Source organism: Polyangium jinanense, assembly GCF_028435365.1.
In genome coordinates this window covers 83,365-107,799 of the sequence record NZ_JAGTJJ010000021.1, presented here as the reverse complement: position 1 = coordinate 107,799, position 24,435 = coordinate 83,365, and the positions used below count along the sequence as shown (strand labels likewise).

Here is a 24,435-nt window from a genome sequence, read left to right as displayed (position 1 = left end):
TTCAGACTGAGCGTAACCGCTCTCTTAGTCGCTGCACGTCGACCCGTGCGAGATACCGCCGCACATCCCCGATCCCATCAAGTGCCCGCTCGATCCAAGCCCGCTCCACCTCCCCATCACTGAGCAGGTACTCCTCGACGATGATCGCCCGCGGCGCACCGAGAGCGGTGAGCAGCAACGCGACAGCGACGCCGGTCCGGTCCTTCCCGGACGTGCAATGGAGCATCACTGGAAATGCGGGCGCTTCGCAGACAGCCTGAGCCACCGCGTTGAGCCATCGGCGTACGGTCGCGTCGGTCGTATCGTACTTCTCGTACGAATTCGGGATGGAAACGTGCCGATACTCTGCCCCGAAGGTGTGCCGATCCGGACCCTGCCGAAGGTTGACGATCGTCCCAGGATGGCCGATTTCCGCAGCCTCTCGGACCGCGTCAAGCTTCCCGCCCCGTAGCAACCGCCTTGCGGGAAGCAGGTTCTCTGCCCCCAGCAGAGCAATCCACTCGCCGACATCCCGAAAATTCACGCAGGACATTGGACGAGCGTCACGACGAGCGCCGGGTGGGGATCAGCGTGGACGTCCGGGTTGTTGACATACGCGACCGAGCTCGACTGGTAGTTTGCTGAGAGAGTATGCCGCACGTGTTAAATCGCAGGTACATTGAGTTCCGGGCGCTTGAAGACTTCACGATGGTGCCAACGCAAATTATCGGGATGGGGCCGGTGCGCTGGGTCGAGGGGGAGTAGATGGAGGTTTGCCCGATGAGCGCGGAGGAGCCATTTACGAAATGCCTCGCTTGCTCCGTTCAGCTCCGCGCTGAACAGGACGCGGTACACGTGTCCGTTCCACTCAATGGCGAGCGCTCCTGCATCGAAGAGCTTGTGATGCAGCGAGCACATGGCCAGACCGTTGTCGATGTTGTTGGAGCCGAGCATCTGCACCCAGCGGATGTGTGCTGCTTCGAGGCCCACGTTCCTGCCGCCGAGCCTCGCGTCGAAGCCGCAAATCGAGCAGCAGTGGGCATAGGCGTTGAGCACGTGATCGCGAAACCGCGGATCGCGCATTCGCTTGCCGAGCGCCGCAAGGTCGAGTTCCAGTCCGACGGCGTCAGCGATGTCCTCGTGGAGCGTCTCGGGGAAGTGTCGCCAGAGCAACTCTTTGGCGGCGGCCGCGAGAAGCACGGGATCCGCGACGAGCGCGTCCTTGTTGACTGCGCGTTTGCCGTCCCTGGCGTCCACGTAGACCCGGATGTTCCGGAACGCCTCCAGCATCGCTTCGTTTGGGGGGGGCGTCTTCTGATCGGACTGGGCCCGGGGGCATCTGCCTCGCGCGGTTCTGGCCCCACGGGCCTCGTCGCGTCGCTCGTGAGCATTGTCGTCACGATCGAGACGGGCGTGGCTGAAGGCGCATACGCCGGAAGGTTCGAAACCGAAACAGTTGTTCACAAAAACGCAGGAGCCCCCTTGGCACTCACTCAGCGTGCAAGGGTTGCCGTCGTCGCAGTCCGTCAGGGATGCACACGGAATCGTGCATCGTCCCGAGTCGCAGCGGCCTTCCCGTTTGCCCTCGAAGCACGGGTGTCCGTCACCAAGGTACTCGTGTGTGGGCGTGCCGCCGTCGCAAGCGTCCAGCGTACAAGGATCGCCGTCGTCCTGAGCCACGCAATCGGTAGAGGCCCAAGAGCAGCCAGGGATAGGCGCAACGAGGCCGGCGAGCGCGAGCGCGAGCACGGTACCAAGCCATTGACCAGCGCGCCGGGAAGACGACAACGGCACGAGCTGCGGCCATGTTCGCGACTCATCGGCGTCGGCCATAGAGATCCTCCTTCGGTGGGGACTTCGATGCGGGAGCTCCCGTGAGTGAGGCCGGTCGTGCGGATCGTGGCGGCGACGACGTGCTGCGCTGGGTGGGGGCCGATGCCGTCGTCTCGACGCGGGCAGGCGTGTCTCTCGCGGGCGAAACATCGGCGGCAGGCAAAGGTGGCTGAGCAACGACGGAGGACTCGGTCGGCCTCTCGGTCGGCGGCAACACCTTCGCTTCAGGTACATCGGATGCCGCAGCCGGCGAGACAGATTCACGGCCCACACGGATGCCGATCGCGAGGGCTACCAGCACCGCGACAAGGGCTACGAGTGCAGCAGCGAGTGGGCCGCGAAGCTTGCTCGGGGCAGATGCATCGAGCTGCGGAGTGGTGACTGTTGCCGCCGGTGGTGTCGCTGCTTCGTTCACGCGACCGAGCTGCGGCAGCGGAGCTGTCTGCTCCGTGGATTGCGCCGTGGCGCCGAGCGGCGCTGTTGGCGCATGCGGTGGAGCAGCGGGCGCTGCTGCAACCGGCGCGATCTCGGGACGCGACGGCACACGTGCGCTGTGCTCCGGCTCGCCGAGAACCTTCGCCACGCGCTTCGCGTACATCGCCGTGTGCTCGGAGCCGAAGGGCGCCAACGCCGCCGCGAGCGCAGCGACGCTGCCGAACCGCACGGCTTGGTCCTTCTCGAGGCAACGGAGTAGCACAGCCTCCATTGGTTCGGGGAGATCTCGCCGAAGCTCGCGCGGCTTCCACGGCGGACGATGCAGAACCGCGCGCATCATCGATTGGATCGAGTCGACGTCGTCGTGGTGAAACGGCATCTTGCCGGTCAAGAGGTGGAACAACGTCGCGCCGAGCGCCCACACGTCGGTCCGCGCATCCACGCGGGTCGTTGCTGCGAACTGCTCTGGCGCCATGTACGGCGCGGATCCCATCGGTTGCGAAGGGTCGAGCTTCGCCGTGCTCGCATTCGCCCACTTCGCGATGCCGAAGTCGAGTACTTTGATGCACGACAAGCCGTCGAGTGCGCGCGTGAGGAACAGGTTCGCGGGCTTGATGTCCCGGTGCACGATGCCGATGGAGTGCGCCTCCGCGATCGCCTCGCATGCCTGGAGAATGGCGTCCGCGGCCTCTTCCACGGGAAGCGGACCGCGCTCGCGGAGCATGTGCGAAAGGTCGTTCCCGTCGAGGTGCTCGAGCACCATGTACGGCGTCCCGTCCTCGAGCGCAGCGACGTCGAGGACTCTCGCCACGTGCTGACTTCGAAGACGAACCGCGGCGCGCGCCTCGCGCACGAAGCGAGTCACATCGGCCTGACTCCCGGGCCCGAGCATGAACTTGATCGCGACGAGCTCATCGAGCGCGAGATGCCACGCCGCGACGACGATCCCCATGCCTCCGGCACCGAGCACACGCTCGACGCGGTACTTGTCGAGCAGGATTTGCCCGGGCTTAAAGGCGTGTTGCATGCGGGCTCCGGAGGGCAGGGTTCGTTAGAAGACACCACCGAGCACGAGGCCCGCGCCTTGCGGGGAAGCGTGGGGCACGAGGACCCACGTACGGGCGGTTTTGTTCGGCGACTTCGGCGCTCCCGCGAGGAGGAACAGCGTGACGCCCGTGGCGACGACGACGCCTGACGCGATCACCACGACCGTCGCGGTATCGGCGTACGTGATGGCTTCGTTCCGAAGGGCCACGCCTTTCGGGTAACACTTGTTCGGGTCCTCGGGACAATACTGCTTCGATTCCTTGTCCGTCGTCACCGCTGCAATGGAAAGCCCTCCGGCCACGGCGAGCCCCGCGAGCCCCACACTGCCGACGACGATGCCGGCGACCCGCTGAGCCGTTTGTCCAGGAGGCGGCGGGAGCTCGACTTCGCTGAGAAGCGGCACGGCGAGCTGCTCGACGGTTCCCGGCGTCGTGATCTGCACGGTCTTCTTCCAGGGCGTGCGATCCGGCGCCTTCGCCTCGACTACGTGCTCGCCGGGATCGACCGGGACCGACGTTCCCCACTGAGCCTGCGGGAGCGGCTGGCCGTCCCGCAGGATCGTGAGGCCCGGGATCCGGTTCGGGTCGGGAACGTTCACGGCGAGGCGCACGAGCTTGGGCTGGAGGGCCTGGGCGCGGCGTTCAGCTTCCTCGGCGCGGGTGGTGTCACCTGTGCGGCGCGCGAGGGCTGCGGCGTCCTCGAAGGTGATGTAGGCGCTCGCGGTGCGGTTGGTGCGCTCGTAGCAGTCCGCGAGGTTCAGGGCGGTGCCGACGGCGGGGTCGAGGCGCTGGCTCTCTTCGAGCTTGGGGCAGGCTTCAGGTGCGCGGCCCGCGTCGAGGAGCTGGCGGGCTTCGGTGAACAAGGCGTCGGCGGTCGCCTTGTCGGCTGCGGTGGGTTCGGCCCGAGCTGGTGTTGCGAACGCTGCCGCGGCGCAGACCACCCCCAAGGCCGCAAGCTTGGCTCGCGTGTGCATCCGTCTGGACCTTCCGGGTTGCAGGGAGAGTGTACAGGAGCGTCAGGTTGGGGACAACATGGGGCGACCGCTGGACCTGTCCGTGGCCCTTCAAGACCGGAACCGGCCGGCAGCGATTACCACCACGCAACGATGGCATCTCGAGGGATAGAAACTTCGCGGCGCAGGTCGCCCTCTGGGGTCGCGAGTCGGACGACCGTTGCATACCGGAGTGCAGCTACCGAAGCGAAACGATGATTGCCAAGGTCAAACCTCCAGTATTCGCGAGGATCAGTCTGACCATAGGAGAGGGGATGGCCAACCTTCACATCTGCAAGCTGAAATTCGTCGCCGTCCGCAACCCGTTCGATCGCAGAACGACGGATCAAGATCCCGTGTTTCAGCCCTCGAGCCTTGGCGGCCTCCTCGTGCGAGGCGGCAAAAATCGTGTCGGCTACGAAGAAGTTGATAGTTGGACGGAGTGGGCGGTGCACTCCGTGGCCGGGTGTCGCGGTAAAGCTCCAACTACCACCATTTCTATATTTGTCCCTGTTGTCCTCGAAATACTTCACTCGTTCGGTCCAATAGAGGTGAGCGAGCAGTGCGTCCTGCCCAGAGCACAACTGGACGAGCCGTTCACGAGAGCAAGGCTCCTCGGCAATGCCAACATCGGTTGGCGTACGAAGTTCGGGGCAGTTGCGCCGATCGTGTCCCCTTCCATTACAGAGACCACACCGGCGCACGCGCGTGCACGTCTGGACGTTATGACCACCCTGGCCGCATTTCGAACATGCCATCGGCGGGTCTCCTACGAAGGCGGTAACCTTGTCAGGATCTCACTGACGGGTTCGGTTTGCAAGCCCACGCCGACGCTGTCCGGCGTCTTGGCAACCCGTGGAGTTAGCATCTCCGCCGAACCTCGTAATCCTGCTTCCGCCTATGAATTCTGCGCCAGACCGGGATACACAAAGACCGCAGGCGCCGTAGCGCCCGAGCAGGAGCCCGCTTCCCATGCCTACCCCCTCCCTCTTCGAACTCCACCTCGGCCCCCTCGGCGCGCTCTCCCTTGCCGTCATCTCCTTCCGCGGCCGGGAAGCCCTCTCCAAACCCTTCTCCTTCGACCTCCTCGTCACCGCCCCGCCCCCCTTCGATCTCCTCGAAACCTCGCTCCTCGGCCAACCCGCGACCCTCGTCATCCGCGTCCACGACCAGAACCCCCGCGTCGTCCACGGCGTCGTCGCCAGCATCTCCCCCGAGGCCACCACCAAGGCTCGCGACCGCCACGCCCTTCGCATCCGCCTCGTCCCGCGCCTGTGGCTCCTCAAGCACCGCGTCACGAGCCGCATCTTCCAGCACCGCACCGTGCCCGAGATCATCGGCGCCGTGCTCGAGCAGGCCGGCGTCCGCGCAGCCTTCAAGCTCTCGCGCTCGTACCCGGCGCGCACCTACTGCGTGCAGTACCAGGAGTCCGACTACGTGTTCATCCAGCGGCTCATCGCTGAGGAAGGGATGTTCTACACGTTCGAGCAGCCCTCGGGCCTCCTGGAGAACTTCGTCCCCGGCGCGGCCAGCGGCGTGATCGCCACGGCGCTCGACCACGCGGAGACGGTCGTGTTCGGCGACAGCGCGGAAGCGTACGTCGCTCTTCCCAGCGGAGCCTTATTTGGCGCGGAGATCAACGCATCCGCCTCGACGAGCGGCAACGTGTCGATGTACGCGTCCGCAACCACCACCCCGAGCCCGCATCTCCCGTTACGCGACCTCTCGGGGACGAACACCCCCGAGGACGTGGTCACGAGCTTTTCGCTGCGCCGCAAGGTGCGCCCGAGCTCCACGCTCTTGCGGGACTATGACTTCCGCCGCCCGCTGCTTGATCTGCGATCCGAAGCGAAAGCCTCTGCGAACGGCATCAGCCTCAGCACCTCCGCGAGTGCCAATCCGCGCGTCGGCGTGAAGGTTTCCGTGGATCTACGCACGGGCGACACGCCAACGACCGTCGCCGGTGATCTTCGCATCTACGAACATCGCGGCGAGTACGACGAACCCGAGGTGAACCCCACGCGCGCCCGCGTCGAGCTCGAGCAACACCGACGCGACGCCGTGCACGGCGAGGGCACGAGCACAGTGCGGCACCTCTCCCCGGGCCGTCGCTTCCACCTCGACGCCGAAACTAACCCTTCGCTCAGCCAGGAGTACGTCGCCACGCGCGTCGAACACGAGGGCCACACGCCCGAGCTCACGAGCACGACGGTGAGCACCGATGCCGGGCCGCGGGTCTATCAGAACCGCTTCGAGTGTGTCCCCGCCTCGGTCGTCTTCCGCCCGAAGCGCCCCCGCCGCGCGCTGCGGCAGGTGCTCGAATCGGCCACCGTCGTCGGCCCCGAGGGCGAGGAGATCTACACCGACGAGCACGGGCGCATCAAAGTGCAGTTCCACTGGGATCTGGACGGCAAGCGCAACGAGCACAGCTCGTGCTGGCTGCGCGTCGTGCAGACGTGGTCTGGCGCTTCGTGGGGGTTCCAGTTCATCCCGCGCATCGGGATGGAGGTGATGGTGACGTTCCTCGGCGGCGATCAGGACTGCCCGATCGTCACGGGCTGCACGTACAACGCGACGCACCCGCCGCCGTTCATGCTGCCGCAGAACAAGACGCGGAGCGGTGTGCGCACGCGCAGCACGCCGCGCGACGAAGGGTTCAACGAGCTGAGCTTCGAGGACAGCGTCGGACGCGAGCAGGTGTACGTGCACGCACAGCGCGATTTCGACGAGGTGATCGAGCGCAACCAGACGAGTGATGTGCGCGGTCATCGTGTCGAGAACGTTGTGGGGAACCGGAGCGCGCAGGTCGGGCGCGACGACACGCTCGCGGTGCTCGGCGATCAGGGCGTGCAGGTGAACGGCGACGCGCGGCTCTCGGTGAAGCAGAACCGAACGACGTCGATCGACGGAGACGACACCACGACGGTGCGCGGGAACGCTTCGCTGCACGTCGTGATGAACCACTCGCTCTCGGTCGATGGCGATCACAGCGTCGTGATCGGCAATGGTGTGCGCGAGGCGCAGAGCGACACGTACGTGTTCGGGTCGGCCTCGATCGGCGCCTCGGAGCGGCTCGTGCTCCGCGCCGAGGGGGGGCTCGTGATCGAGTGCGGGCAGAGCGCGATCGAGATCGGGCCGGGCGGGATCACGCTGCGCGGAAGCTCGATTGACGTGAAGGCGGCGCAGTCGGCGACGATCGCGGGCAAGGGGCCGACGTTGAGCCTCGACAGCGAGGTCGAGCTCGTCGCGAAGAAGATCAGCCTCTACTCGGAGGGCGCGTCCGTGGAGCTCGACAAGGAGGCGAGCATCAAGGGCGACAAGGTGCTGCTCAACTGCGACGCGGGCGAGCCCGAAGGGGACGAGGACGAGAATCGCAAGGAAACGCAGCCGCTCTCGTGCAAGCTGAGCGATTGGTACATGAAGCCCTACGCGAACAAGAAATATCACTTGATGGCGGAGGGCCTGAAGTACGAGGGCACGACGGATGCGGATGGCGTCGTGCAGCAGAAGCTCCCGAAGGGCGTGAAGCAGGTCGTGATCAAGCTGTGGGTTGACGAGTATCCAACCGGAAGGCAGCGGCTCTACACGCTCTCGATGGCGGAGATCCCGCCGGCCGATACGCCGCAAGGGGCGCAGGCAAGACTGCGGGCCCTCGGGTTCTACTTCGGCAAACCCACCGAGGAGATGAACGCCGACGTGCAGAGCGCACTCGCGGCCTTCCAGCGGGATCACGCTGAGAGTCATCGGCTCGAGGCCACCGGCGAGCTCGACGCGAAGACCGTGGCCGCGCTTCAAGACGTCTACGGTTCTTGAGCGGGAGGAGGTGCGCCGATGGCAAAGCCCAACAACCAGCAAGACGTCGACCTCTCCAAGCCGGCCCATGTCTCCGACAAGGATGCGCCGGTCCCGCAGCTATCGGTGGCCGTAAAGCGTGCGCCAGTTGGCACGGAGGAGCGCTACAAGACTTCGGTAGAGCGTGCGAACCGCGTCGCCGATCTCAGTGACCCCGCGAAGTTCGGAGAGAACGTCCAGCTCCTCATGGACCACCTTCGCGAGCGCCTGGAGATGGGGCTCGATGAAGCGTGGGCTTCCGAGTACGGCTACCAGGGCGAGCTCTCCTCTTCGAACGAGGAGAAGTGGGCCCGTATCTTCTCCGAGCTCGTCGTGTACGCGGCTTACGGCGGAACGGCCGGCTGCTATGGAACGAAAGGCTCCGACGGCGGCAAGGACGACATGGACATCATGCGCCGCCTCGACAAGGACGAGAGCGATCCAGCGTATCCGATCGTCCTCGCATGCCAGCACCTGACGACACTCTGCGCGATGTCACGCGGCATTTCGCATACGGAGCTGGGCAAGAGGGGAATGACAGCGGGAGGCGGTACCGGCGGGCTTCCCATCTTCAAGTCGAAGCCTGGTGAGGAAAAGCGGTGGTACGTCGCGAGCACCGGTGAGAAGACCGAAACTGGCAGCTATCGCAGCGTCAAATACCTCTTCGATACGTTGACGCTGACGCCTGGAAGCGTATTCGCCTTCAATTCGCTGGGGCCTGAATCGGGAAGCCAGGCCGGACAGGCGCACATCGCCTCCGTGCTCCGCATTTATCCGGACAATGATCCGCCGAAGTTCCAGGGGATCGACACCGGGCCGCTCGGAGATGGCAAGAACGAGCAAGGCACGGCGGATCACGGGGGTACGAAGGGGGCGATGACTGCCCTGAGCCGTATTCTCGTGGGGGTCGGAATTTTGCCTCCATCCGAGCCCTCGGAGGAGCAGGTGAAGTTCCTCGCGACGGCGCGCCCTCTCAGCCTCGCGCAGCTTGTGGTCGTGGACGCCTCGCGCACCGTCCGGTTCATCAGTCGCGTTTTGCCCATGGATCACGGTGGCAAGGGATTCTCGCTCTGCCGCTACATCTGGTCCGTCCGAAATCTGCCCGCAAAGGACGTCCGCGTGTATTGGGTCCTCAGTATACCGCGGGTCGCCGAATTCACGCGCGCGCTTGTTGCGGCGGGCGCACGAGGGAAGCCCGTGCGGGAGCTGCTCACAGCGGAGCTGCGGGACAAGGGCCTCGAAACGCTGCTCGAGCCGACGCATATCATGGGCTCGACGCCGATGATCGACGGTGCCGACGCGGGGCCCGTGTTCGAACGACGCAAGATCGACGGCAAGAAAAACGAGTGGAACGGGGTGCCTATCTCGGGCGCATCGAAGTTTCCCAAGGAGCTGCAGGACCTAAAGTTCGCGGACGCGCCCAAGCAAACCTTCTGGGCGCGCTGGCGCAAGATGACCGTCGACGAGCAGTACACGTGCGCGGATCCTAGCAACAAGGACAACCCGCAGATTGCGGACCTCACGGCGATGAGCTCGTATTTCAGCGGTCCCCCGCGGTCCCCACTGCCCGAGGAGACCGTGGTCGCCGGCAAGCCCGGCATGCTTCCGCTCATGTGATACTCATGCGTACACGACGAACCATGAACGCATCGCGCTCTTTTTGCGCAAGTTCACTCGCCGCAGCGCTCCTCGGCGTTGCATGCGGCAGCGGGACGCCGCTTCCTCCTCCTCCTCCGCACACCCTGCAAGGCAGTGCCACCAGCCCGACGACGGACACGCCGGCCTCTCCGGCGGTCGCATCCGCGTTGGTCCCTGCCCCAAAGCCCCCTTGCGAGCAAGCGGCCGATCTTGTTGCGCGGGTCCCGGGCCTTCGTGCGGAGGGGAAGCTCGAGCGTTCGCGGCGCGCGCTCGCCCTTGCCGCGGAGCTCTGCCCCGCGAAGGCTGGCGAGACCTGGGAGGCACAGCTCGCGGTGCTGGGCGAGCTCGGGGCAATCGACGAGCAAAAAAAGCTCGTATCCACGGTCCTGTCGACCGCGGGGGCCGCCGAGGGCGCGCAGAAGGCGGCGCGCGAGGCGCAGGGGAAGACGACCCGAGCGCGGTCCGCGGCGTCGCTCGAGAAGGCGCGGAAGGTATTCGAGGAGGCTGCGCAAGCGTGGGTTCGGAAGGACTACGACGCAGCGCTGACACGCGCGAGGGAAGCATGGGCGGAGGCCGAGCCGCTTCCCGAAGCGCTCGCGCTTGCGGGGCGCGCGGCGCACGCGAAGGGCGATCGTGTCGAGGCGCGGAGGCTCTTCGATCGGGCGCTCGACGAGGCGACACGCGCCGCCGTGGCCGAGGAGGCGAGTTCGCCGAAGCCGTATGATCGGTGGTCTGCTCCCGGGCTCGTACCGCCGAGCCTCAATGTGGAACACCTGGCCTCCGTGCCAGGATCGCGCCCCGTCGTCGCGGTGCAATCGAGTGACGGGGACGTGAGCGTTCTCGACCTCGACAAGGGCTTCGGGGCGAGGATCGGGCAGGCGTGGATTCCCCACGAAAGGCCGGTGCTGTCCGATGCGGGCTCGCGGCTCTATCTCCTCGATAGAAGCTCGTTCGCTCCCACGACCGCACTCGGTTACGATGTCGAGACGGCGCAGCTCATTCGCGTCGTGCCAATGCAGGGGACGAAAGGAGGTGGCGTTTCCCCCATTCGCTTCGCCATCTCGCCGGACGGCAAGCGCGCCGCCTTCGCAGGATACAAGGGACGAGGTTACGGGCTCTCGACGTACGACATCGAGCGAGACCAGGCACTCGGATCCACGACATTCGGCACGCCAGTCTCAGCGATGATATTCTCGCCCGACGGGAAAACCCTCGCCGTGCGTCATGCGATCGAGGGAGGGCAATTCGGGGATGAACACTCCACACGCCTCTATGATGCAGCGAGCGCGAGGCTTCTGCGCAAGGTTACGCCGAAAGAGAGCCTCGATGTGCCCTGGACGCCGTCCCTCGCCATCTCCCCAGATGGCGCGCTCGTAGCTTGCTTCGTGGGTCCGCTGGGTTCAACCGTGGCGCCGACTGCGCTTCGATTGTTCGACGTTCGGACGGGGAAGGAGCGCGCTGAATGCGGGGGCGGGTTTCTTGATGAGGAAAATGGTGCGATCGCTTTCTCCCCCGACAACGAGGTGGTGGCCACCCTCTCGGGAAAGCCTGCAGATCGAAGCCTCCTGGTCTTGGATGCAAAAACGTGCACCGAGCAGGCTCATTTTCGCACCAGGGACACAACCGATTTCGTTTTCACGGACCCGTTTCACCTGTTGACAGCCGGTGCCAACGGCCTCGAGCTTCGCGACCGTCGCACGGGACAATCGAGAGCCATTTCGAGGCCCGTTGGCGCCGTGTATGCGGCACGTTTCTCCCCGGACGGTAGGTACCTCGCCCAGGGGCTCGACGAGGGTGTGGTTCTCGTGTGGGATCTAGGCTCGACGAACGGACCACGACGACTCGCGGGGCACCAGAAAACGATCGCCGCAGTGGTGTTCTCGCCGGATGGGAAGACACTTGCAACAGCCGGAAACGATGGACTTCTGAACCTGTGGGATACGGCCACGTGGCAGAAAACCCGCACGCTGCGCGGCCACGGCGAGGGGATCGACGGCGTCGCCTTTTCGCCTGATGGAAAACGCATCCTGACGGCTTCTTACGACAAGACCGCGCGCCTGTGGGATGCGTCGACGGGGGCCAGCGTATGGACGTTTCCAGGGGGAACCCTCCTCACTGCGACCGCGTTTTCCAAAGACGGCAGGCGTGTGGCGATCGGCGCGATCAACGACACGGTCCTCGTACTCGATGCCACGACCGGGAAAATCGCGCGCGAGATATATATCCCCAAAGGCGGAATCGTCTCTCGCCTCTTCTTCGCTGGAAGCGACGCGCTCTGGTCGTGGACCACCCATGGAGGCTTGCGCCGCTGGAACCTGGATACTGGCGAGTCGACGTTCGAGCAGACGCCGCGGTCGAAAACGAGCTTCATGACGGCGAGTCTCGCTCCGGATGGGAACACGATCGTCACGTCGTCACTCGGCGACAGGGGCGCGATCGGTCTTCTCGACGCGGCTTCTGGCAAGCTTCTGCGATCGCTGAAACACCCAGTGCACGGAAAGCCGTGGCATTACGAGATGTCCATGTCGCCGGACGGTCGTTTCCTTGCGAGCGCATCTCCCGACGGGTCGTTGTCTCTGTGGCGCACCGATCGCGAACAGCCCATTCTGACGATCCGCGCCGCCGAGGGGCGCGACGCTGCGGTCGTTTTCACGGAAGACGGATACGTCGATTTCGTCGGTCCCGAGGCGAATAGCCTGCGCCGGCTCACTCTCTGCACCGTGGGCCGCCAATGGTTTCCCTTCGAGGTCTGCGGGGAGCGCCTGCACGTCCCTGGGCTCTTTGCGAAGGTACTGAAGGACGATTCCTCCTTCCGGGAGCCATGAGACCAGCGTTCCTCGCCCTCGCGCTCGTCGTCCTCGCCGGCTGCCGTTCCGGGAGCTCGAACGCACCGGCACCCTCGGGCTCTGCGTCGGCCTCGACCCAGCCCGCGCCGGCCTCGGGAGAGCCCGTGGCGGTGCCGCAGAAGGCCATCCAGGCGGCGCCCATGCTGTTTCACCCGACGCTGCCGCTCGTTGCGCAAGTCGAAGGCGAGCACTGCGACGTGTGGGACCTCGGGGTTGGACTCTACCGCGGCAGCGTGCCGCGTGCGGATTGCGAGCGCTGGCGGCCCGCTCGGCGGGAGGTGCCCGAGAAGATCGCGAAGGGCACGCCGATGGGAAAGCCTGCGCAAAGCACGCACCCCGATGACCCGCCGCAGGAGGACGTCGGGCAGCTCGTTGCCGCATGGAGCCCGGACGGGAAGCAAATCGCGACGGGGCGCAAAGGCAGCTCCGAAGTGTACATCTGGGACGCCGCGTCCGGCGAGCTCTCGTTCTCTGGGCCGCTTCCGGCAGGACAGGATGCCGAGCCCGCGCGGCTCGAGGATCTTGCGTGGCCGTCCGGCGGGAAGCTCATTGCTGCGGCCCTACCGGCCGGAGCTTTCCTGTGGGATCCGAACCGCGCGGGAGACCGGCCGAAGGCGATCGAATCGAACATGCAGCGGTACGAACGCGTGTGGCTCGACCCGGCGACGCGGTATCTCGGCGGCAGCGGGAGGAGCCCCGCGCAGCGGAGTCTCGGGCACATGACGTCCGTCGTGGCGCTGGCCGATGGTCGCGAGCTGCTCGCGGATCGCAAGGTTGACGTGGAAGAGGCGAGACGCGAGCTCGCCACGGTGAGCGCTGTCTGGGCCCCGAGCGGTACGATCGTCTATGCGATCCGGAAAACGCCTATTCCGGCGGAAGCCTGCGAGGATCATTCGATCGACATCGCGGCGCTCGACCTGGCCACGGGAGACGTGAAGGACCGGTCCTTCGAGCGCGCCGTGCTCCACGCCGCGAGCGCATCGCCCGATGGCCGCGCGCTCTTGCTCTCGCTCACGAACCTGGGCGAATGCGGCGAGCAATACCCCGGGGATCATCACGCCTCGAAGGCGCCCGCCACGGAGCTTCATCGCCTGGACGAGGAGAAGAGCGCTCTCTGGTCCATCCCTGTCGAAGCCTCGTCCCTCACGTGGTCACCTCGCGGCGATGCCGTGGCGTTCGTCACGGGCGCGCACATCGAGGTCCGCAATGCAGGTCGTGACGAGCTCTTTGGTCGAATGAAGGGCGGTCCACCGATTGCCTTTTCGCCCGATGGATCGCTCCTCGGTTATTCCGAGGGAGGCACGTTCGTCGTCCGTCCACGCTCTGGCAAAGGCGCGCCGACCAAGTTCGCTGAGGGAGTCGTCGCGGCGGCCTGGGGACCGAAAGATGTGATTGCGCTGGCGACCAAGGAGGCCGTCATGGTCCGAGACGGCAAGACGGGCGAAAGCTATGTCGTTCTGCCCGTTCCAGCCGTGGTCAGGATGGAATGGAGTCCAGAGGGCGACTCCCTGTACCTCGCGACGGACGACGGCTCGGTCAGCATGTATGATTTGAAAAAGCGGACTGAGGTTCCGCGGCCGCTGAAGCACATCATGGGGTATCGGCGAATCCACTGGACGCCGGATGGTGCGCTGGTAATCATAAACGATGGGATCTCGAAGAAATTCGTCGGCGGCGACAGAGCTTGGGTGCAAAGCGACACGCATCGTGTCGCGGACTGGAAAAACGCAGATCCCACCGGGCGGTTCGAGCTCGTCGCCGGGCCGGCCGTGCGTCGTCTGGCGGATGGCGAGGTGCTCCATTTCGATCCGCGCACGGGACCCTGGACCGATAGCCGGGCGTTCGCTCGGAAGGCGCCCGAAGATTGGGTCTTCCGCGAGGGGCCGGATGTTCTCGCTGGCCGGCTCGTGCGGTCGAGCGAGGCCACGTTCCTCTTGCCGACGCCGGATCTCGTCACGCGGTTCGTTTCAGGGACTCCGGTCTCTTCCGTAGGCAAGAAACAATGAAGCCGACCCGCATCCAGGACATTCTCGACGTCTTTCGGCTCTCGTACGGAGGGGACGGCAAGGTGCAGCGCGCCGAGGTCGTCGATGCCTCGCAGGTCGCCCACATCTCCGGTCCGAGCAAGCCGATCCTGCCCTGGCACACCTATGCCGGCCAGAAGTTGCCCGCGGAGACGCTCGAGCAGGTCAAAGAGGTCCGCGCGATGGTGCGGGCGTTCGATCCCAAGTTCCGAAAGTGGCCGCCCTTGGACGATGCAAAGGCGGTGCTCCTGGAGGGCGGCAGCGATCTCGCCAAGTGCTACATGTTCACGGATACCCCGGCATTCATTTCCCAGCTGGTATCCGAGCTGCGAGCGGACGCCATGCAGGTAAAGGCCTCGATGGAGGCCGAGAGCGACCCCGCCGTGAAGACGTCGCTGCGCGTCGAGTACATGAAGCGCATGGCATTCGCGCACCTGATGAATGGGCGAGAAGGGCCGACGAGCGCGGTGAACACGTACGACAAGGCGTTCGTGACCTGGGGCATGGGCTGGGCACTCAAGGGGGGCCTGCCCAAGGTGCTCGGCCGGATTTACGAACTCGAGGCGGCGCAGAGCAAGGATCCGGAACGGCATTACATCCAGAAGCTCTTCTACCTCTGCGGTTTCATGTACGACGCCGGCCGGTATTACGTCGTCGATACGGAGCAGGGGACCGTCTGGGTGGACGACCTCAACAAGCGGTGGTCCAAGGCTGCGCCGGGGCCGGGCGAGACACCTGGGCAGGCGGTGCGGGTCATCCACAACACCGACGAACTGCATTTCATGTGGGTGCAGGCAGCGCGCGACGATCTGACGCGGGCGACCATCACCAATGCGCAACGCGATGCGTTCCTGAGCACCACTGGCACGGTTCCACAGGCGGACAAGATCCAGACGGGGGCGCTCTACACCTTCATCGCGCATCTGCAGCACTGGACAGGGGACAAATTCGACGTGGTCGCGTGGGCGCAAGGTCCTTTGGCCCGGCCACGGCTCACGGCGCCGCTTCCCTCGGAGAAGGGCGACGCTGAACTTGCGATCCAGGCGGTGCACCGCTTTTACCACATGCGTAGCCCCAACATTGGCAGGAACGTCTTCTCCCAGGTGCGCGACTACTGGAAGCAGATGACGGGGGAAGATGCGCAGGTCGAGGCGCTGTCCGAGTTCCGACCGGTGTATCCAGTCATGACGAATGGTCCGGTGAAGTCCGTGCCGGAAGGACACCTTTCAGCCACGATCGACGCGGCAGGCAAGGTCATTTACGACCTTGGCCCGCTCGAAGATTTCGGCCGCGGACCGCCTCCTCCCCCGAACCCGGCCGCTGGGATCATCATCATCCCACCGACGATTCCGGAGCCGGTCGGCGAGGATCCCGCGGCGGAGGATCTGGCGAAGGAAGAGGCGCGCAGGGCTTCGGAGCGGACGGGGTGGGCGCGGTTGTTCGATTGGTTCTGATAGCGAGTCGAGGACGAGAATGGGGATGAAACCTGCGAATCTGACGTTCGGACAGCCAGTCGCGAAGAAGGGCGATCAGGTCGTGGGCGTCGACACGCACATCGTCATGACCCCGACGCCAGGGGGCCCGGTTCCGACGCCGACGCCCATGCCGTTCAGCGGGGCGCTCGACGGGAACCTAAGCGGGAATGTGTTCATCGAGAACAAGCCTGCCGCGACGAAGGGGAGCACGGCGACGAACGCACCGGCACACGTGCCCGCAGGAGGGCCGTTCCAGAAGCCGCCGGGGAACAAGGGGACCGTGCAGGTGGGGAGCTCGCGCGTGCGCATCAACAACAAGCCAGCGGCGACGAACGCGAGCGCCGTGATGACGTGCAACGATCCGGTCGATGCGCCGAACGGGAACGTGATCAGCGCCGGGACGGTGCTCGTTGGGGAGTGAAGCGCCATGACCGCGGCACCGAGCCTCAGCGTTACCACGGCCTCGATCCTGCATCGTGTGTCGCTCGCACATTACGCGGCCGTGCGCGCGGCGCTCGCAGAGGGGTTTGCCCTGGACGAGGTGCTCGGCGTCGAGGGTATCAAGGCTCAGGCCTGGAAGAAGGCGGATGTCGCGTGGAAGAAGAAGCTCGCGGGTGACCCGGCGCTTTTCGGAAAATTCGGAGACGAGCTTGCCAGGGCCGAGGATTGGCTCGGGCGCCGGGTAAAACCGCTCGAAGACGATCCTGCGGCCTGGGTGAGCTTTCTGCATGCGTATACGAAGAGCGCGGATCCAATCGGGCTGCTCGCGGGGGCAGGGCTCGGATTGAATGACGTGGCGCGGCTCGAACGGCGGTGGGCGCGGCGGTTCGAGGAGGATGCGTCGATCGGGAAGAAGCTCGCTGAGCTGGCACGCGCGCCGCGAGGGCTGCCGCGGATCGAGGTCGAGCCGAAGGTGCTGCGGAGATCGCGCGTCGCGGAAGGGCGTCTTGCGGCAGAAGCTACGGCCGTGAAGGCGAGCGACGACGGGCCGACGTCGGTCGTGCGTCGACGATGGCTGGAGGCGCATCGGGGGGTTTTGCGCGGGCTTGCGGAGAAGGCGGTGCAGGTTGAGCCTGACGTTGCGCCAAGCCCGGCGCCGCTGCGGCTACCGCCATTGCCCCAGCCCGGGGGCGTGGAGGCGCTCCAGGCGACGTCACTCGCGCTGGACGTGCCGCGGGGGCCGGCGTTGCCGTTCGTCGACGGAGCGCCGCCGCTGACGGCGAGCGTGCCTGAGCCGAAGCCCGCGAGGACGGCGGAATCGTTGAGCGGGACGGCGCTTGTGGTGGATGTTCCACGGGGGCCGGCGTTGCCGTTTGCGGGGTCGGAAGGGGCAGTGAAGATACAGGCGGAGGGGGCCGTGCAGAAGGCGCCGTCGTCCCTTGGGCTCGCCGAGACATCGCTCGCGCTGGATGTGCCGAGAGGACCGGCGTTGCCGTTCCAGGCGGGGGCGAAGGCAGCGGTGAGCGCGACGAAGGGGGCGGGGCTCGACGAGACGGCGCCGGTGGTCGCAGTGCCGCGGGGGCCGGCGTTGCCGTTCGGGGAGGGCCGGGGGGTGGAGGCGCCGCGGGAGCTGGAGGAGACGGCGCCGGTGGTCGCAGTGCCGCGGGGGCCGGCGTTGCCGTTCGGGGAGGGCCGGGGGGTGGAGGTGCCGCGGGAGCTGGGGGAGACGGCGCCGGTGGTCGCAGTGCCGCGGGGGCCGGCGTTGCCGTTCGGGGAAGAGCCGCCGGGACAGAAGGGGGCGGCGGCAGGGAATGCGAAGGAACTCCCAGGTGCGCAGGGGCTCGCAGCGACGGCACCGATTACCGGCATGCCCAAGGTTGAGGCGCTGCCGTTCATGCGGGAGCTCGCGAGTCGGAAGGGGGATGGGAAGGATCTGGAGAGGGATTTTGCTCGGACGGTGGCGTTTGAGCTTCCGGCGGACCTCAGAAAGCCGACAAGGGAAACTGCGGAGCCGGAGCGGAAGGTCCCGGAGCTGTCGCTCGAGCGGTATGCGGCGCTTTGTGCCGAGCTGGCGGCGGCCCGAGCGAGCGCGGAAGAGACGTTTGCCCGATATGGCCTTGGGGAGCGGGATGCGAGGAAGGCCGTTGATGATGTGTGGAAGGAGCGGTTAGCCCGAGCTCCGGCATTGTATCAGGAATGGAACAGGCTTTACTTACGCGCCCAGAACGCGATACGGGGACGTCGCTGACGACGACAAGACGTCCGACCTTGAATCCGTCCCGGAAGCTTCTTTCTCTCCCCTCTTCTCGAAGGGCAATTCGCGCCTAAGATTGGCGTAGGCGCGCTACATGTCCGGATCAAAAAGATCGGATTACGAGGCTTCGCTGAGGGCGCTCAAGGTCGACGTGCCGAGCGAGCTAAGGGTGCAGCTCAAGCGGGAGGCTGTGGAGCTCGATATCCCGATCCGGCGATACGTCCGGCAAATTCTCGAAGAGAGATTGCCGTGGGATGTGCGCCGGAAGGTCGAGGCCAGCGCCAAGCGGGAAAACATGGACGTACAGCAATACCTAATGAAGGCGTTGCGGCAGGCGGGCGCACTGGACGATAAATAGCACAACTGTACAGTTGAACGATCCGTCCTCGCCGCTAGGTTTTCGGCCATGGCGGATCGCACCTGTCCCTTTCAAAGGGGAATTTCAGCCGAGCGCGACCGCGTCGATCCCCGCGCCCCCGCCCACGCCGTCCGGCAGCTCGTGCAGCAGGACGGCCGCGAGGCTCCGCGGGCGCTCTACGAGGCGTTCGACGCCTACAACGCCGAGTATTTCGACGGTGCGCTGAAGCAGTCCCTCATCCTGATGACTACGCCCGCTTCACCGCGGGCTGAGGGCGATTACGTCGCGCAGGACGTCCACGGGATTCCGAGCCGGATTCGCATCGCTCCACGGTGTGAGCAGCACGGGCTCCTGTATATCCTGGATGTCCTTCTTCACGAGATGATTCACGCCTGGCAGGCGGAACTCCTCGACGACCTGGAGAATGGCTACAAGGGCCACGGGCCGAAGTTCTGCCAGAAGGCGAACGAGATCGGGGCGAAGCTCGGGCTCGGGCCGTGGCGCCGAAGGGGCGCGGGGGGCTCCCGCGGCCCGATTCCTGGCCGTCGAACGTGCGCCCGCCGGGGTACTACGGGGCCCAGCTCCCCGCGCCCGGGGGGCGGCGGCGCGGTGCGCGCATGCGTGCGGACGGCACCGACGGTGGGCCGAGTTCGATCGGAGGGGCCTCGGATCCGCTCTTGGAGGGCTTGGGCGAGGTCGACCGACAACTCGTGGCGGTGCTCGCGAAAGCAACGGGGCGGCCCCCCGGGGCGCTGATCGGCGCGTGGGCCCGTGAGCATGCGCGGGCGCTTGCATCCGCCAGTCCAGCCATTGCTGCGTTGGTTGCAGGTATCGAGACGTGAGCCGCCGGAAGAATATCTGGCGCCTACTGGCCATCGTGGCGCTCGTGGTCCTGCCTGGCGGCACTCTCCTCGCTGGCCTCGTTGTGATCGTACGCCGATTGCGTCATCGCCGGCTCGTAGCGCGTTTCAAGCAGTTGAATGGAGAACACTGAATTGCAGCTTCCGACGAAGAAATTTTTGCTCGAGATGGCCGTTCTGTTGTGGCGTCGTGCTCTGGATCGCATCCCTGCCGAGGCGCTCATGGAGGACGACCCAGGGCTGATGGATGCACTCCGCGAGCCCCGGTTTTTGCCCCGGGGTCCCGCGCAGGAACGCGAGTTCGATCTCGTCCTCACGATCGAGACGATGGCCTCCTGCTATGACGGCCAGATCGCCCTGATGAGCCTCCCTCGGTGGCCCAATGCGGGTATCCAGAGATCCAGCTCCCAGAGACGTACGCCGCTGCCCTGCTTGCCACGACCGTGACCGAGGAAGTGCTGGCATGCGTGCGCCCTCCATTCCGTGTCTTCTTGATCGAGGTGCCGAATGGGCTGCTCACGATCGACACGGAGCAGGGGCCGTCCCCCGTGCGTGTCGTTCTCGTCCATCACGAGCCCAAGAGCGAGAAGTGGGCTTACGCAGCGTGGACCGCATCGCCTGCGTGTTTGTGGCGCTTCGGGGTGACGACGGCCCAGCTTTTGCCGCCTTCGTTGCCCGAGCACGACCTCACCGAGATGTCGATCTTCCCGATGACGGTGACCGAGCGCGATGAGCGTGTGGCGGCGCTGATCGGTCGGCTCATCGTCAACACGTGTCTCGCGATGAGCGATCCCGCGCGCGTGCGCGCACCAGCTCCGGCGGGCTCGCGGGGCCGGAGGAGGAAGGCCGATGCACGGCGCGGGGGTGAGGTGCCGCGAACGATGATCTTTCGGGTGGGCAAGCCGCTCGAGAAGGACTTCCGGCCGGCTGTGCGGGATTACCTCGAAGGGCGGAAGCGCAACTTGAGCGTGCAGACGCTCGTTGCGGGGCACTGGAAGATGCAGCCGCATGGACCTGGGTTTTCGTTGCGGCGGCTGATCTACGTGGAGCCGTACTGGCGCGGGGATGTGGATGCTCCAATCCACGTGCGGCCGATCCGGCTCGGGTGAATTGCGATGTCCGAAAGTTCCCTATCGCTGCCGCACCGGAAGCGCATCGAGGCATTGTACGTGGCACACTCCGCTATGATTCGTGCGAAGTTGCAGTGGCTTGGTTTCAGTGGTCAGACGCTCGAGGATCTCCACCAAGAGGTTTTTGTCATCGCGATACGGCATGCCGAGGAGCTCCGCGACGATGCAAGAGCATGGCTCGTGAAGGTCGCCCGAGGCGTCGTCGTTAATTACCGACGGCGCCGCCGAGAGGTACTCGATGGGGAGGCAGGGATCCACAAGCTCTCCACAGGAGCCGATCCGGAGGTCCGTGAGATCGTGCGCCGCGGGCTCGATGCGCTCGGCGAGGTGGAGCGGCAATTCCTGGTTCGTTACGATCTGTATGGCGAAACGATCGCCGAAATCGCGCGTGACTTCGGTATGACGGCGGAGCGGGCGTATGCGCGCGTGCGAGCCGCTCGCAAGCGGCTTCGGCGGGCCATTGAGGAAGACGCCTACGCCCGGCCGGACGAGTAGGACGCCGATGTTCACACAAGCCAATCCCCGAGCCCCACGGGTTGCGCTCGTGGGATGCTCGGCATGAAAGCTCGGCCGCGGAGCGCCCGCGCGCGAGTTCGTAAGTCCTCGCCGAGCCCCGTCGTGACACCGACGGCTTGCGGCTCCGACGCTGGTGCCCCGAAGGGAGCACCCGATGCGAAACCATCAGCGAGCGTCGGCGATTCGTGCGGAGATCGAGCGGAGCGAGGGTCGAGGACGAGGGAGGGCGTACCCCGAGCAGGTGCGTCGTCGCGCGATCGAATACTTCTGGTCGCGGCGTGACGAGGGCGCGACGATCGCAGAGATCGGCCCCGAGATCGGCTTGCACTGGCGGACGTTGTACGGCTGGGCCAAGGGCGCGGCGCCGCCGGAGCTGCCGGCTGCCGGGTTTTCGCCCGTTGAAATCATTGACGTCCCGGCGACGCGGGCAGGCGGACCTTTCGTCGTGCAGCACCGCTCGGGATTACGTGTCGAGGGACTCGACCTCGACGCGCTCGCCGAGCTGCTCCGGAGGCTGTCGTGATCGGCTCGACGCGGCAGGTCAGGGTCTACGCGTATCGAGAGCCGGTCGACATGCGCAAGTCGTTCGATACGCTCACGGCGCTCGTCGCGCAGGGCATGCGCCGCGACGTGATGTCGGGTGAGATATTCCTCTTCGTGAGCCGGTCCCGCCAGCGGTCCAAGGTGTTGTTTTGGGACGGTACGGGGCTTTGCCTCTTCTCGAAGCGGCTCGCGAAGGGGCGATTCGCGGCACCGTGGGCGCGACCTGGGGACGGCCCGCTCGTGCTCACCACGAGCGAGCTCGCGCTTCTGCTCGAAGGGAGCGAGCTCATCGGGCGAATGCCGCTCTCGCCGCCGGCGTATACACCCGCCAATCGGGTCTTGCGCTGGGGCTGAGCTTTTTTTGCGGACCGTCGGTACATTCGAGGGGTCTGACGACATATAGGGTCTGAGACCCGATGCGTTTCGATACCGAGAATGACCCCGAAGTCCTCCGACAAGCGGCGCTGCTGCTCGAGCGGGAGAACCAGAAGCTCGCCAAGAAGATCATCGAGCTGACCGCCGAACTCCTCGCGCTCAAGGGCGGCAATCCGGAGCAGCTCAAGCTGCGCATCGCCGAGCTCGAGCAGCAGATTGCCCAAAAGAACCGCCTGCTCTTCGGCGAGAAGTCGGAGCGGCGTGGTGGCGATGAGCAAGACGTCCCGCCAACACCGCCGAAGCCACCGCAGAAGGGCCACGGCCCGAAAGCGCAGCCATCATTACCGATCGTGGAGGTCGTGCACGAGCTCGACGAGGCGGACAAGGTTTGCGGCTCGTGCGGCGGTGCGCTCGAGGCGTGGGAGGGGCAATTCGAGGAGTCCGAGGAGATCGATTTCGTCCCGCGGCGCTTCGAGCTCAAGAAGCACAAGCGGCAGAAGTATCGGTGCCGCTGCGGTGGCTGCGTCGAGACGGCGCCCGCTCCGATGAAGCTCTTCGAGGGCGCACGGTATTCGATCGACTTCGCCGTCGAGGTGGCGACGGAGAAGTATTGCGATCACGCGCCCCTGGAGCGCCAGGTGCGCAAGATGCGGCGTGAGGGGCTGCTCGTCGAGTCGCAGACGCTATGGGACCAGATCGAGCGGCTGGCACGTCTCCTTTCGCCGGGCTACGAGGCGCTCGTGCGCCATGTCCTGAGCCAGCCGGTCATCGGGGCCGACGAGACGCGGTGGCCGCTGCTTGGCAAGAATGAGCCGTCTCGATGGCACGCGTGGTCGATTGTCGCGCCGGATGCAGTGGCTTATCGAATCCTCGAAGGTCGCTCGTCCGCAGAGGCGAAGCAGGTGCTCGGCGGCTATGAGGGCGTCGTGATGTGCGATGGCTACGCGGTTTACAAGTCGCTGGCCAAGGGGGAGAATGCCAAGACGAAGCTCGCGCATTGTTGGGCTCACGTGCGGCGTGAATTCATCGAGGCGGAGAAGTCCTATCCCGAAGCGACGAAGGCCGTGCTCGGGCTGATTCGCGGGCTGTACGCGGTCGAGGCGGAGTGCGAGGCAGGAGCCGCGGGCGACGAGAAGCGGCGTGCGCTGCGGGAAAACGTGTCGAGGCCGATCATCGACCGAATCCAGGAATTCGCCACGACGACGGCTGTGGTACCTGGGAGCAGCCTCGACAAGGCGATCCAATACATGGCGGGCATGTGGAGCGGACTCACGCGCTTCCTGGTGGATCCGCGCGTACCGCTGGACAACAACCACACCGAAAGAGCCGAACGCGGCGTCGTGGTCGGGCGCAAGAATCACTACGGGTCACGGTCGAAGCGTGGGACCGAGGTGGCTGCGCTTTTCTATTCGTACGTGGAGAGCGCGAAGCTCTGCGGGCTCGACCCGAAGGCGTACCTACGTAGGGCGGTCATGGCGGCGTTGCGCGGAGAGAGGATCGCGCTGCCGCATGAGGTCGCGGCTCAGGGATAGCGCAAGGCGAACGGCATGCCGCATTGTCCGGGCCGAAGGCGGCGCGACGAGGGCACTGGACTGCTCGGAGTATTGATCGCTTGCGACGAACCGGGCAGTCCCGGGAACGCGCCGGCCGCGCCCTGCCACGTCTGCGGGCGTCGAGCAAGACGTGGCTGCGCGAGGAGATACGGCCAACCTCCTCCCCGCCTCCTCCAGATCCTCCTTCAGATGATGCACATACCGCTGCGTCGTCGCGAGATGCTTGTGCCCCGCCATCCTCTGCACCACGTGCACCGGCACGCCCACTCGCAACCACATCGTGATCGCGTAGTGCCGCAAACAATACACCGACCACCCCCCAACCCCCACCTTCCGCCGCACCCTCTCGAACGCCTGCACGATCCCGTACTGCCCCCACGCCCGCCCCCGCTCATTCAGCGCCACATACTCCTCCCGCCCCGCACCCGTCGCCCCTCGATCCCCGCTAGCAACCTCCCCAGCTCCGGCGCCACCGGCACCTCCCGCTGCCCGGTCTTCGGCGTGTGCGTCTCCCCGTGCGACCGCCCCTCCCGCACGCTCACGAACCCGCCCACGACCTCCCCCTCCCGCCGCAGCCGCACATCCCGCCACCGAAGCGCCCGCACCTCGTTCGGCCTTAGCCCCGCATACGCCATCAACGCGAAGCTCACCCGATGCCGCTCGCTCGCGGCCGCGAGGATCCGCTCGACCTCCTCGTCCGACGGAATCTCCAGAATGCTCTGCCCCACCGCCTTGAGCCGCGGCATCCCCTCGGGCATCGCGCGTAGATACTTCCGCGCCACCGCGAATCGCAGCACCGACCGGATC

The 24,435-nt window shown here is 65.9% G+C and carries 21 protein-coding genes; 14 read left to right on the top strand and 7 right to left on the bottom strand.

All coding sequences use genetic code 11. The features are described 5' to 3' along the window. Window position 1: 1 nt before the first annotated feature. The 5 genes from KEG57_RS28775 to KEG57_RS28755 all read right to left on the bottom strand — a co-directional run bounded on the left by KEG57_RS28775 (window position 2) and on the right by KEG57_RS28755 (window position 4,818). Complete coding sequence (locus KEG57_RS28775) at window positions 2–523, bottom strand: tyrosine-protein phosphatase (protein ID WP_272426569.1); 522 nt, start codon at window positions 521–523, stop codon at window positions 2–4. Between the two features lie 119 nt (window positions 524–642). Continuing rightward, complete coding sequence (locus tag KEG57_RS28770) at window positions 643–1,269, bottom strand: HNH endonuclease (RefSeq protein ID WP_272426568.1); 627 nt, start codon at window positions 1,267–1,269, stop codon at window positions 643–645. Between the two features lie 526 nt (window positions 1,270–1,795). Further along, entirely contained in the window at window positions 1,796–3,274 is a 1,479-nt protein-coding gene (locus KEG57_RS28765; RefSeq protein ID WP_272426567.1) for a serine/threonine protein kinase, read from the bottom strand. A 24-nt stretch (window positions 3,275–3,298) separates the two neighbouring features. Further along, window positions 3,299–4,267, bottom strand: coding sequence for a tetratricopeptide repeat protein (locus KEG57_RS28760; RefSeq protein ID WP_272426566.1), 969 nt, complete (start codon window positions 4,265–4,267; stop codon window positions 3,299–3,301). A 116-nt stretch (window positions 4,268–4,383) separates the two neighbouring features. Beyond that, window positions 4,384–4,818 carry a hypothetical protein gene (locus tag KEG57_RS28755; RefSeq protein WP_272426565.1) on the bottom strand — a complete coding sequence of 145 codons (435 nt, stop codon included), beginning with the start codon at window positions 4,816–4,818 and terminating at the stop codon, window positions 4,384–4,386. Between the two features lie 439 nt (window positions 4,819–5,257). On the opposite strand from KEG57_RS28755, the gene tssI reads away from it, so the two are divergent. From tssI to tnpC, 14 genes are all read left to right on the top strand, one after another. Then, a complete protein-coding gene (gene tssI / locus KEG57_RS28750; RefSeq protein ID WP_272426564.1) occupies window positions 5,258–8,098 on the top strand; it encodes a type VI secretion system tip protein TssI/VgrG in 2,841 nt (946 codons plus the stop codon). Between the two features lie 18 nt (window positions 8,099–8,116). Then, window positions 8,117–9,733, top strand: a complete 1,617-nt coding sequence (locus KEG57_RS28745; protein WP_272426563.1) for a hypothetical protein — start codon at window positions 8,117–8,119, stop codon at window positions 9,731–9,733. A 1,205-nt stretch (window positions 9,734–10,938) separates the two neighbouring features. Next, entirely contained in the window at window positions 10,939–12,579 is a 1,641-nt protein-coding gene (locus KEG57_RS28740; protein WP_272458997.1) for a WD40 repeat domain-containing protein, read from the top strand. Next, complete coding sequence (locus KEG57_RS28735) at window positions 12,576–14,606, top strand: hypothetical protein (protein ID WP_272458996.1); 2,031 nt, start codon at window positions 12,576–12,578, stop codon at window positions 14,604–14,606. The genes KEG57_RS28740 and KEG57_RS28735 overlap by 4 nt, the downstream gene beginning before the upstream one ends. Then, window positions 14,603–16,078 carry a hypothetical protein gene (locus KEG57_RS28730; protein ID WP_272458995.1) on the top strand — a complete coding sequence of 492 codons (1,476 nt, stop codon included), beginning with the start codon at window positions 14,603–14,605 and terminating at the stop codon, window positions 16,076–16,078. The genes KEG57_RS28735 and KEG57_RS28730 overlap by 4 nt, the downstream gene beginning before the upstream one ends. Before the next feature lie 25 nt (window positions 16,079–16,103). Then, complete coding sequence (locus tag KEG57_RS28725) at window positions 16,104–16,520, top strand: PAAR domain-containing protein (protein ID WP_272458994.1); 417 nt, start codon at window positions 16,104–16,106, stop codon at window positions 16,518–16,520. A gap of 81 nt (window positions 16,521–16,601) precedes the next feature. Then, complete coding sequence (locus tag KEG57_RS28720; protein ID WP_272458993.1) at window positions 16,602–18,287, top strand: hypothetical protein; 1,686 nt, start codon at window positions 16,602–16,604, stop codon at window positions 18,285–18,287. 100 nt (window positions 18,288–18,387) lie between these two features. Continuing rightward, window positions 18,388–18,651, top strand: coding sequence for a hypothetical protein (locus tag KEG57_RS28715; RefSeq protein ID WP_272458992.1), 264 nt, complete (start codon window positions 18,388–18,390; stop codon window positions 18,649–18,651). 48 nt (window positions 18,652–18,699) lie between these two features. Next, a complete protein-coding gene (locus tag KEG57_RS56150; protein ID WP_372518265.1) occupies window positions 18,700–19,407 on the top strand; it encodes a SprT-like domain-containing protein in 708 nt (235 codons plus the stop codon). Window positions 19,408–19,885: 478 nt separating this feature from the next. After that, window positions 19,886–20,620, top strand: a complete 735-nt coding sequence (locus KEG57_RS28705) for an AcrVA2 family anti-CRISPR protein (RefSeq protein ID WP_504968480.1) — start codon at window positions 19,886–19,888, stop codon at window positions 20,618–20,620. A 6-nt stretch (window positions 20,621–20,626) separates the two neighbouring features. Then, complete coding sequence (locus tag KEG57_RS28700; protein ID WP_272458989.1) at window positions 20,627–21,136, top strand: sigma-70 family RNA polymerase sigma factor; 510 nt, start codon at window positions 20,627–20,629, stop codon at window positions 21,134–21,136. 175 nt (window positions 21,137–21,311) lie between these two features. Then, window positions 21,312–21,680, top strand: coding sequence for a helix-turn-helix domain-containing protein (locus KEG57_RS28695; RefSeq protein ID WP_272458988.1), 369 nt, complete (start codon window positions 21,312–21,314; stop codon window positions 21,678–21,680). Further along, window positions 21,677–22,054 carry an IS66 family insertion sequence element accessory protein TnpB gene (gene tnpB / locus KEG57_RS28690; RefSeq protein WP_272458987.1) on the top strand — a complete coding sequence of 126 codons (378 nt, stop codon included), beginning with the start codon at window positions 21,677–21,679 and terminating at the stop codon, window positions 22,052–22,054. The genes KEG57_RS28695 and tnpB overlap by 4 nt, the downstream gene beginning before the upstream one ends. Before the next feature lie 62 nt (window positions 22,055–22,116). Then, the gene (gene tnpC / locus KEG57_RS28685; protein ID WP_272458986.1) at window positions 22,117–23,607 is read left to right on the top strand and encodes an IS66 family transposase; all 1,491 of its coding nucleotides are present in this window, start codon (window positions 22,117–22,119) and stop codon (window positions 23,605–23,607) included. Here the strand turns inward: tnpC and KEG57_RS56145 are convergent. Continuing rightward, window positions 23,533–24,033, bottom strand: coding sequence for a tyrosine-type recombinase/integrase (locus tag KEG57_RS56145; RefSeq protein WP_372518264.1), 501 nt, complete (start codon window positions 24,031–24,033; stop codon window positions 23,533–23,535). The two genes, tnpC and KEG57_RS56145, sit on opposite strands and share 75 nt — an antisense overlap. Continuing rightward, window positions 24,024–24,425: a site-specific integrase gene (locus tag KEG57_RS28680; RefSeq protein WP_272426769.1), complete on the bottom strand. Its 402-nt coding sequence runs from the start codon at window positions 24,423–24,425 to the stop codon at window positions 24,024–24,026. Before KEG57_RS28680 ends, KEG57_RS56145 begins: the two co-directional genes overlap by 10 nt. Window positions 24,426–24,435 lie beyond the last annotated feature (10 nt).

What these genes read in the sequence shown, in the direction of transcription:
- KEG57_RS28770 (WP_272426568.1), bottom strand. Translation starts at nt 1,269, where the DNA reads ATGCTGGAGGCGTTCCGGAACATCCGGGTCTACGTGGACGCCAGGGAC.
- KEG57_RS28765 (WP_272426567.1), bottom strand. Translation starts at nt 3,274, where the DNA reads ATGCAACACGCCTTTAAGCCCGGGCAAATCCTGCTCGACAAGTACCGC.
- KEG57_RS28760 (WP_272426566.1), bottom strand. Translation starts at nt 4,267, where the DNA reads ATGCACACGCGAGCCAAGCTTGCGGCCTTGGGGGTGGTCTGCGCCGCG.
- tssI (WP_272426564.1), top strand. Translation starts at nt 5,258, where the DNA reads ATGCCTACCCCCTCCCTCTTCGAACTCCACCTCGGCCCCCTCGGCGCG.
- KEG57_RS28745 (WP_272426563.1), top strand. Translation starts at nt 8,117, where the DNA reads ATGGCAAAGCCCAACAACCAGCAAGACGTCGACCTCTCCAAGCCGGCC.
- KEG57_RS28740 (WP_272458997.1), top strand. Translation starts at nt 10,939, where the DNA reads ATGATATTCTCGCCCGACGGGAAAACCCTCGCCGTGCGTCATGCGATC.
- KEG57_RS28735 (WP_272458996.1), top strand. Translation starts at nt 12,576, where the DNA reads ATGAGACCAGCGTTCCTCGCCCTCGCGCTCGTCGTCCTCGCCGGCTGC.
- KEG57_RS28730 (WP_272458995.1), top strand. Translation starts at nt 14,603, where the DNA reads ATGAAGCCGACCCGCATCCAGGACATTCTCGACGTCTTTCGGCTCTCG.
- KEG57_RS28725 (WP_272458994.1), top strand. Translation starts at nt 16,104, where the DNA reads ATGAAACCTGCGAATCTGACGTTCGGACAGCCAGTCGCGAAGAAGGGC.
- KEG57_RS28715 (WP_272458992.1), top strand. Translation starts at nt 18,388, where the DNA reads ATGTCCGGATCAAAAAGATCGGATTACGAGGCTTCGCTGAGGGCGCTC.
- KEG57_RS56150 (WP_372518265.1), top strand. Translation starts at nt 18,700, where the DNA reads ATGGCGGATCGCACCTGTCCCTTTCAAAGGGGAATTTCAGCCGAGCGC.
- KEG57_RS28700 (WP_272458989.1), top strand. Translation starts at nt 20,627, where the DNA reads ATGTCCGAAAGTTCCCTATCGCTGCCGCACCGGAAGCGCATCGAGGCA.
- KEG57_RS28695 (WP_272458988.1), top strand. Translation starts at nt 21,312, where the DNA reads ATGCGAAACCATCAGCGAGCGTCGGCGATTCGTGCGGAGATCGAGCGG.
- tnpC (WP_272458986.1), top strand. Translation starts at nt 22,117, where the DNA reads ATGCGTTTCGATACCGAGAATGACCCCGAAGTCCTCCGACAAGCGGCG.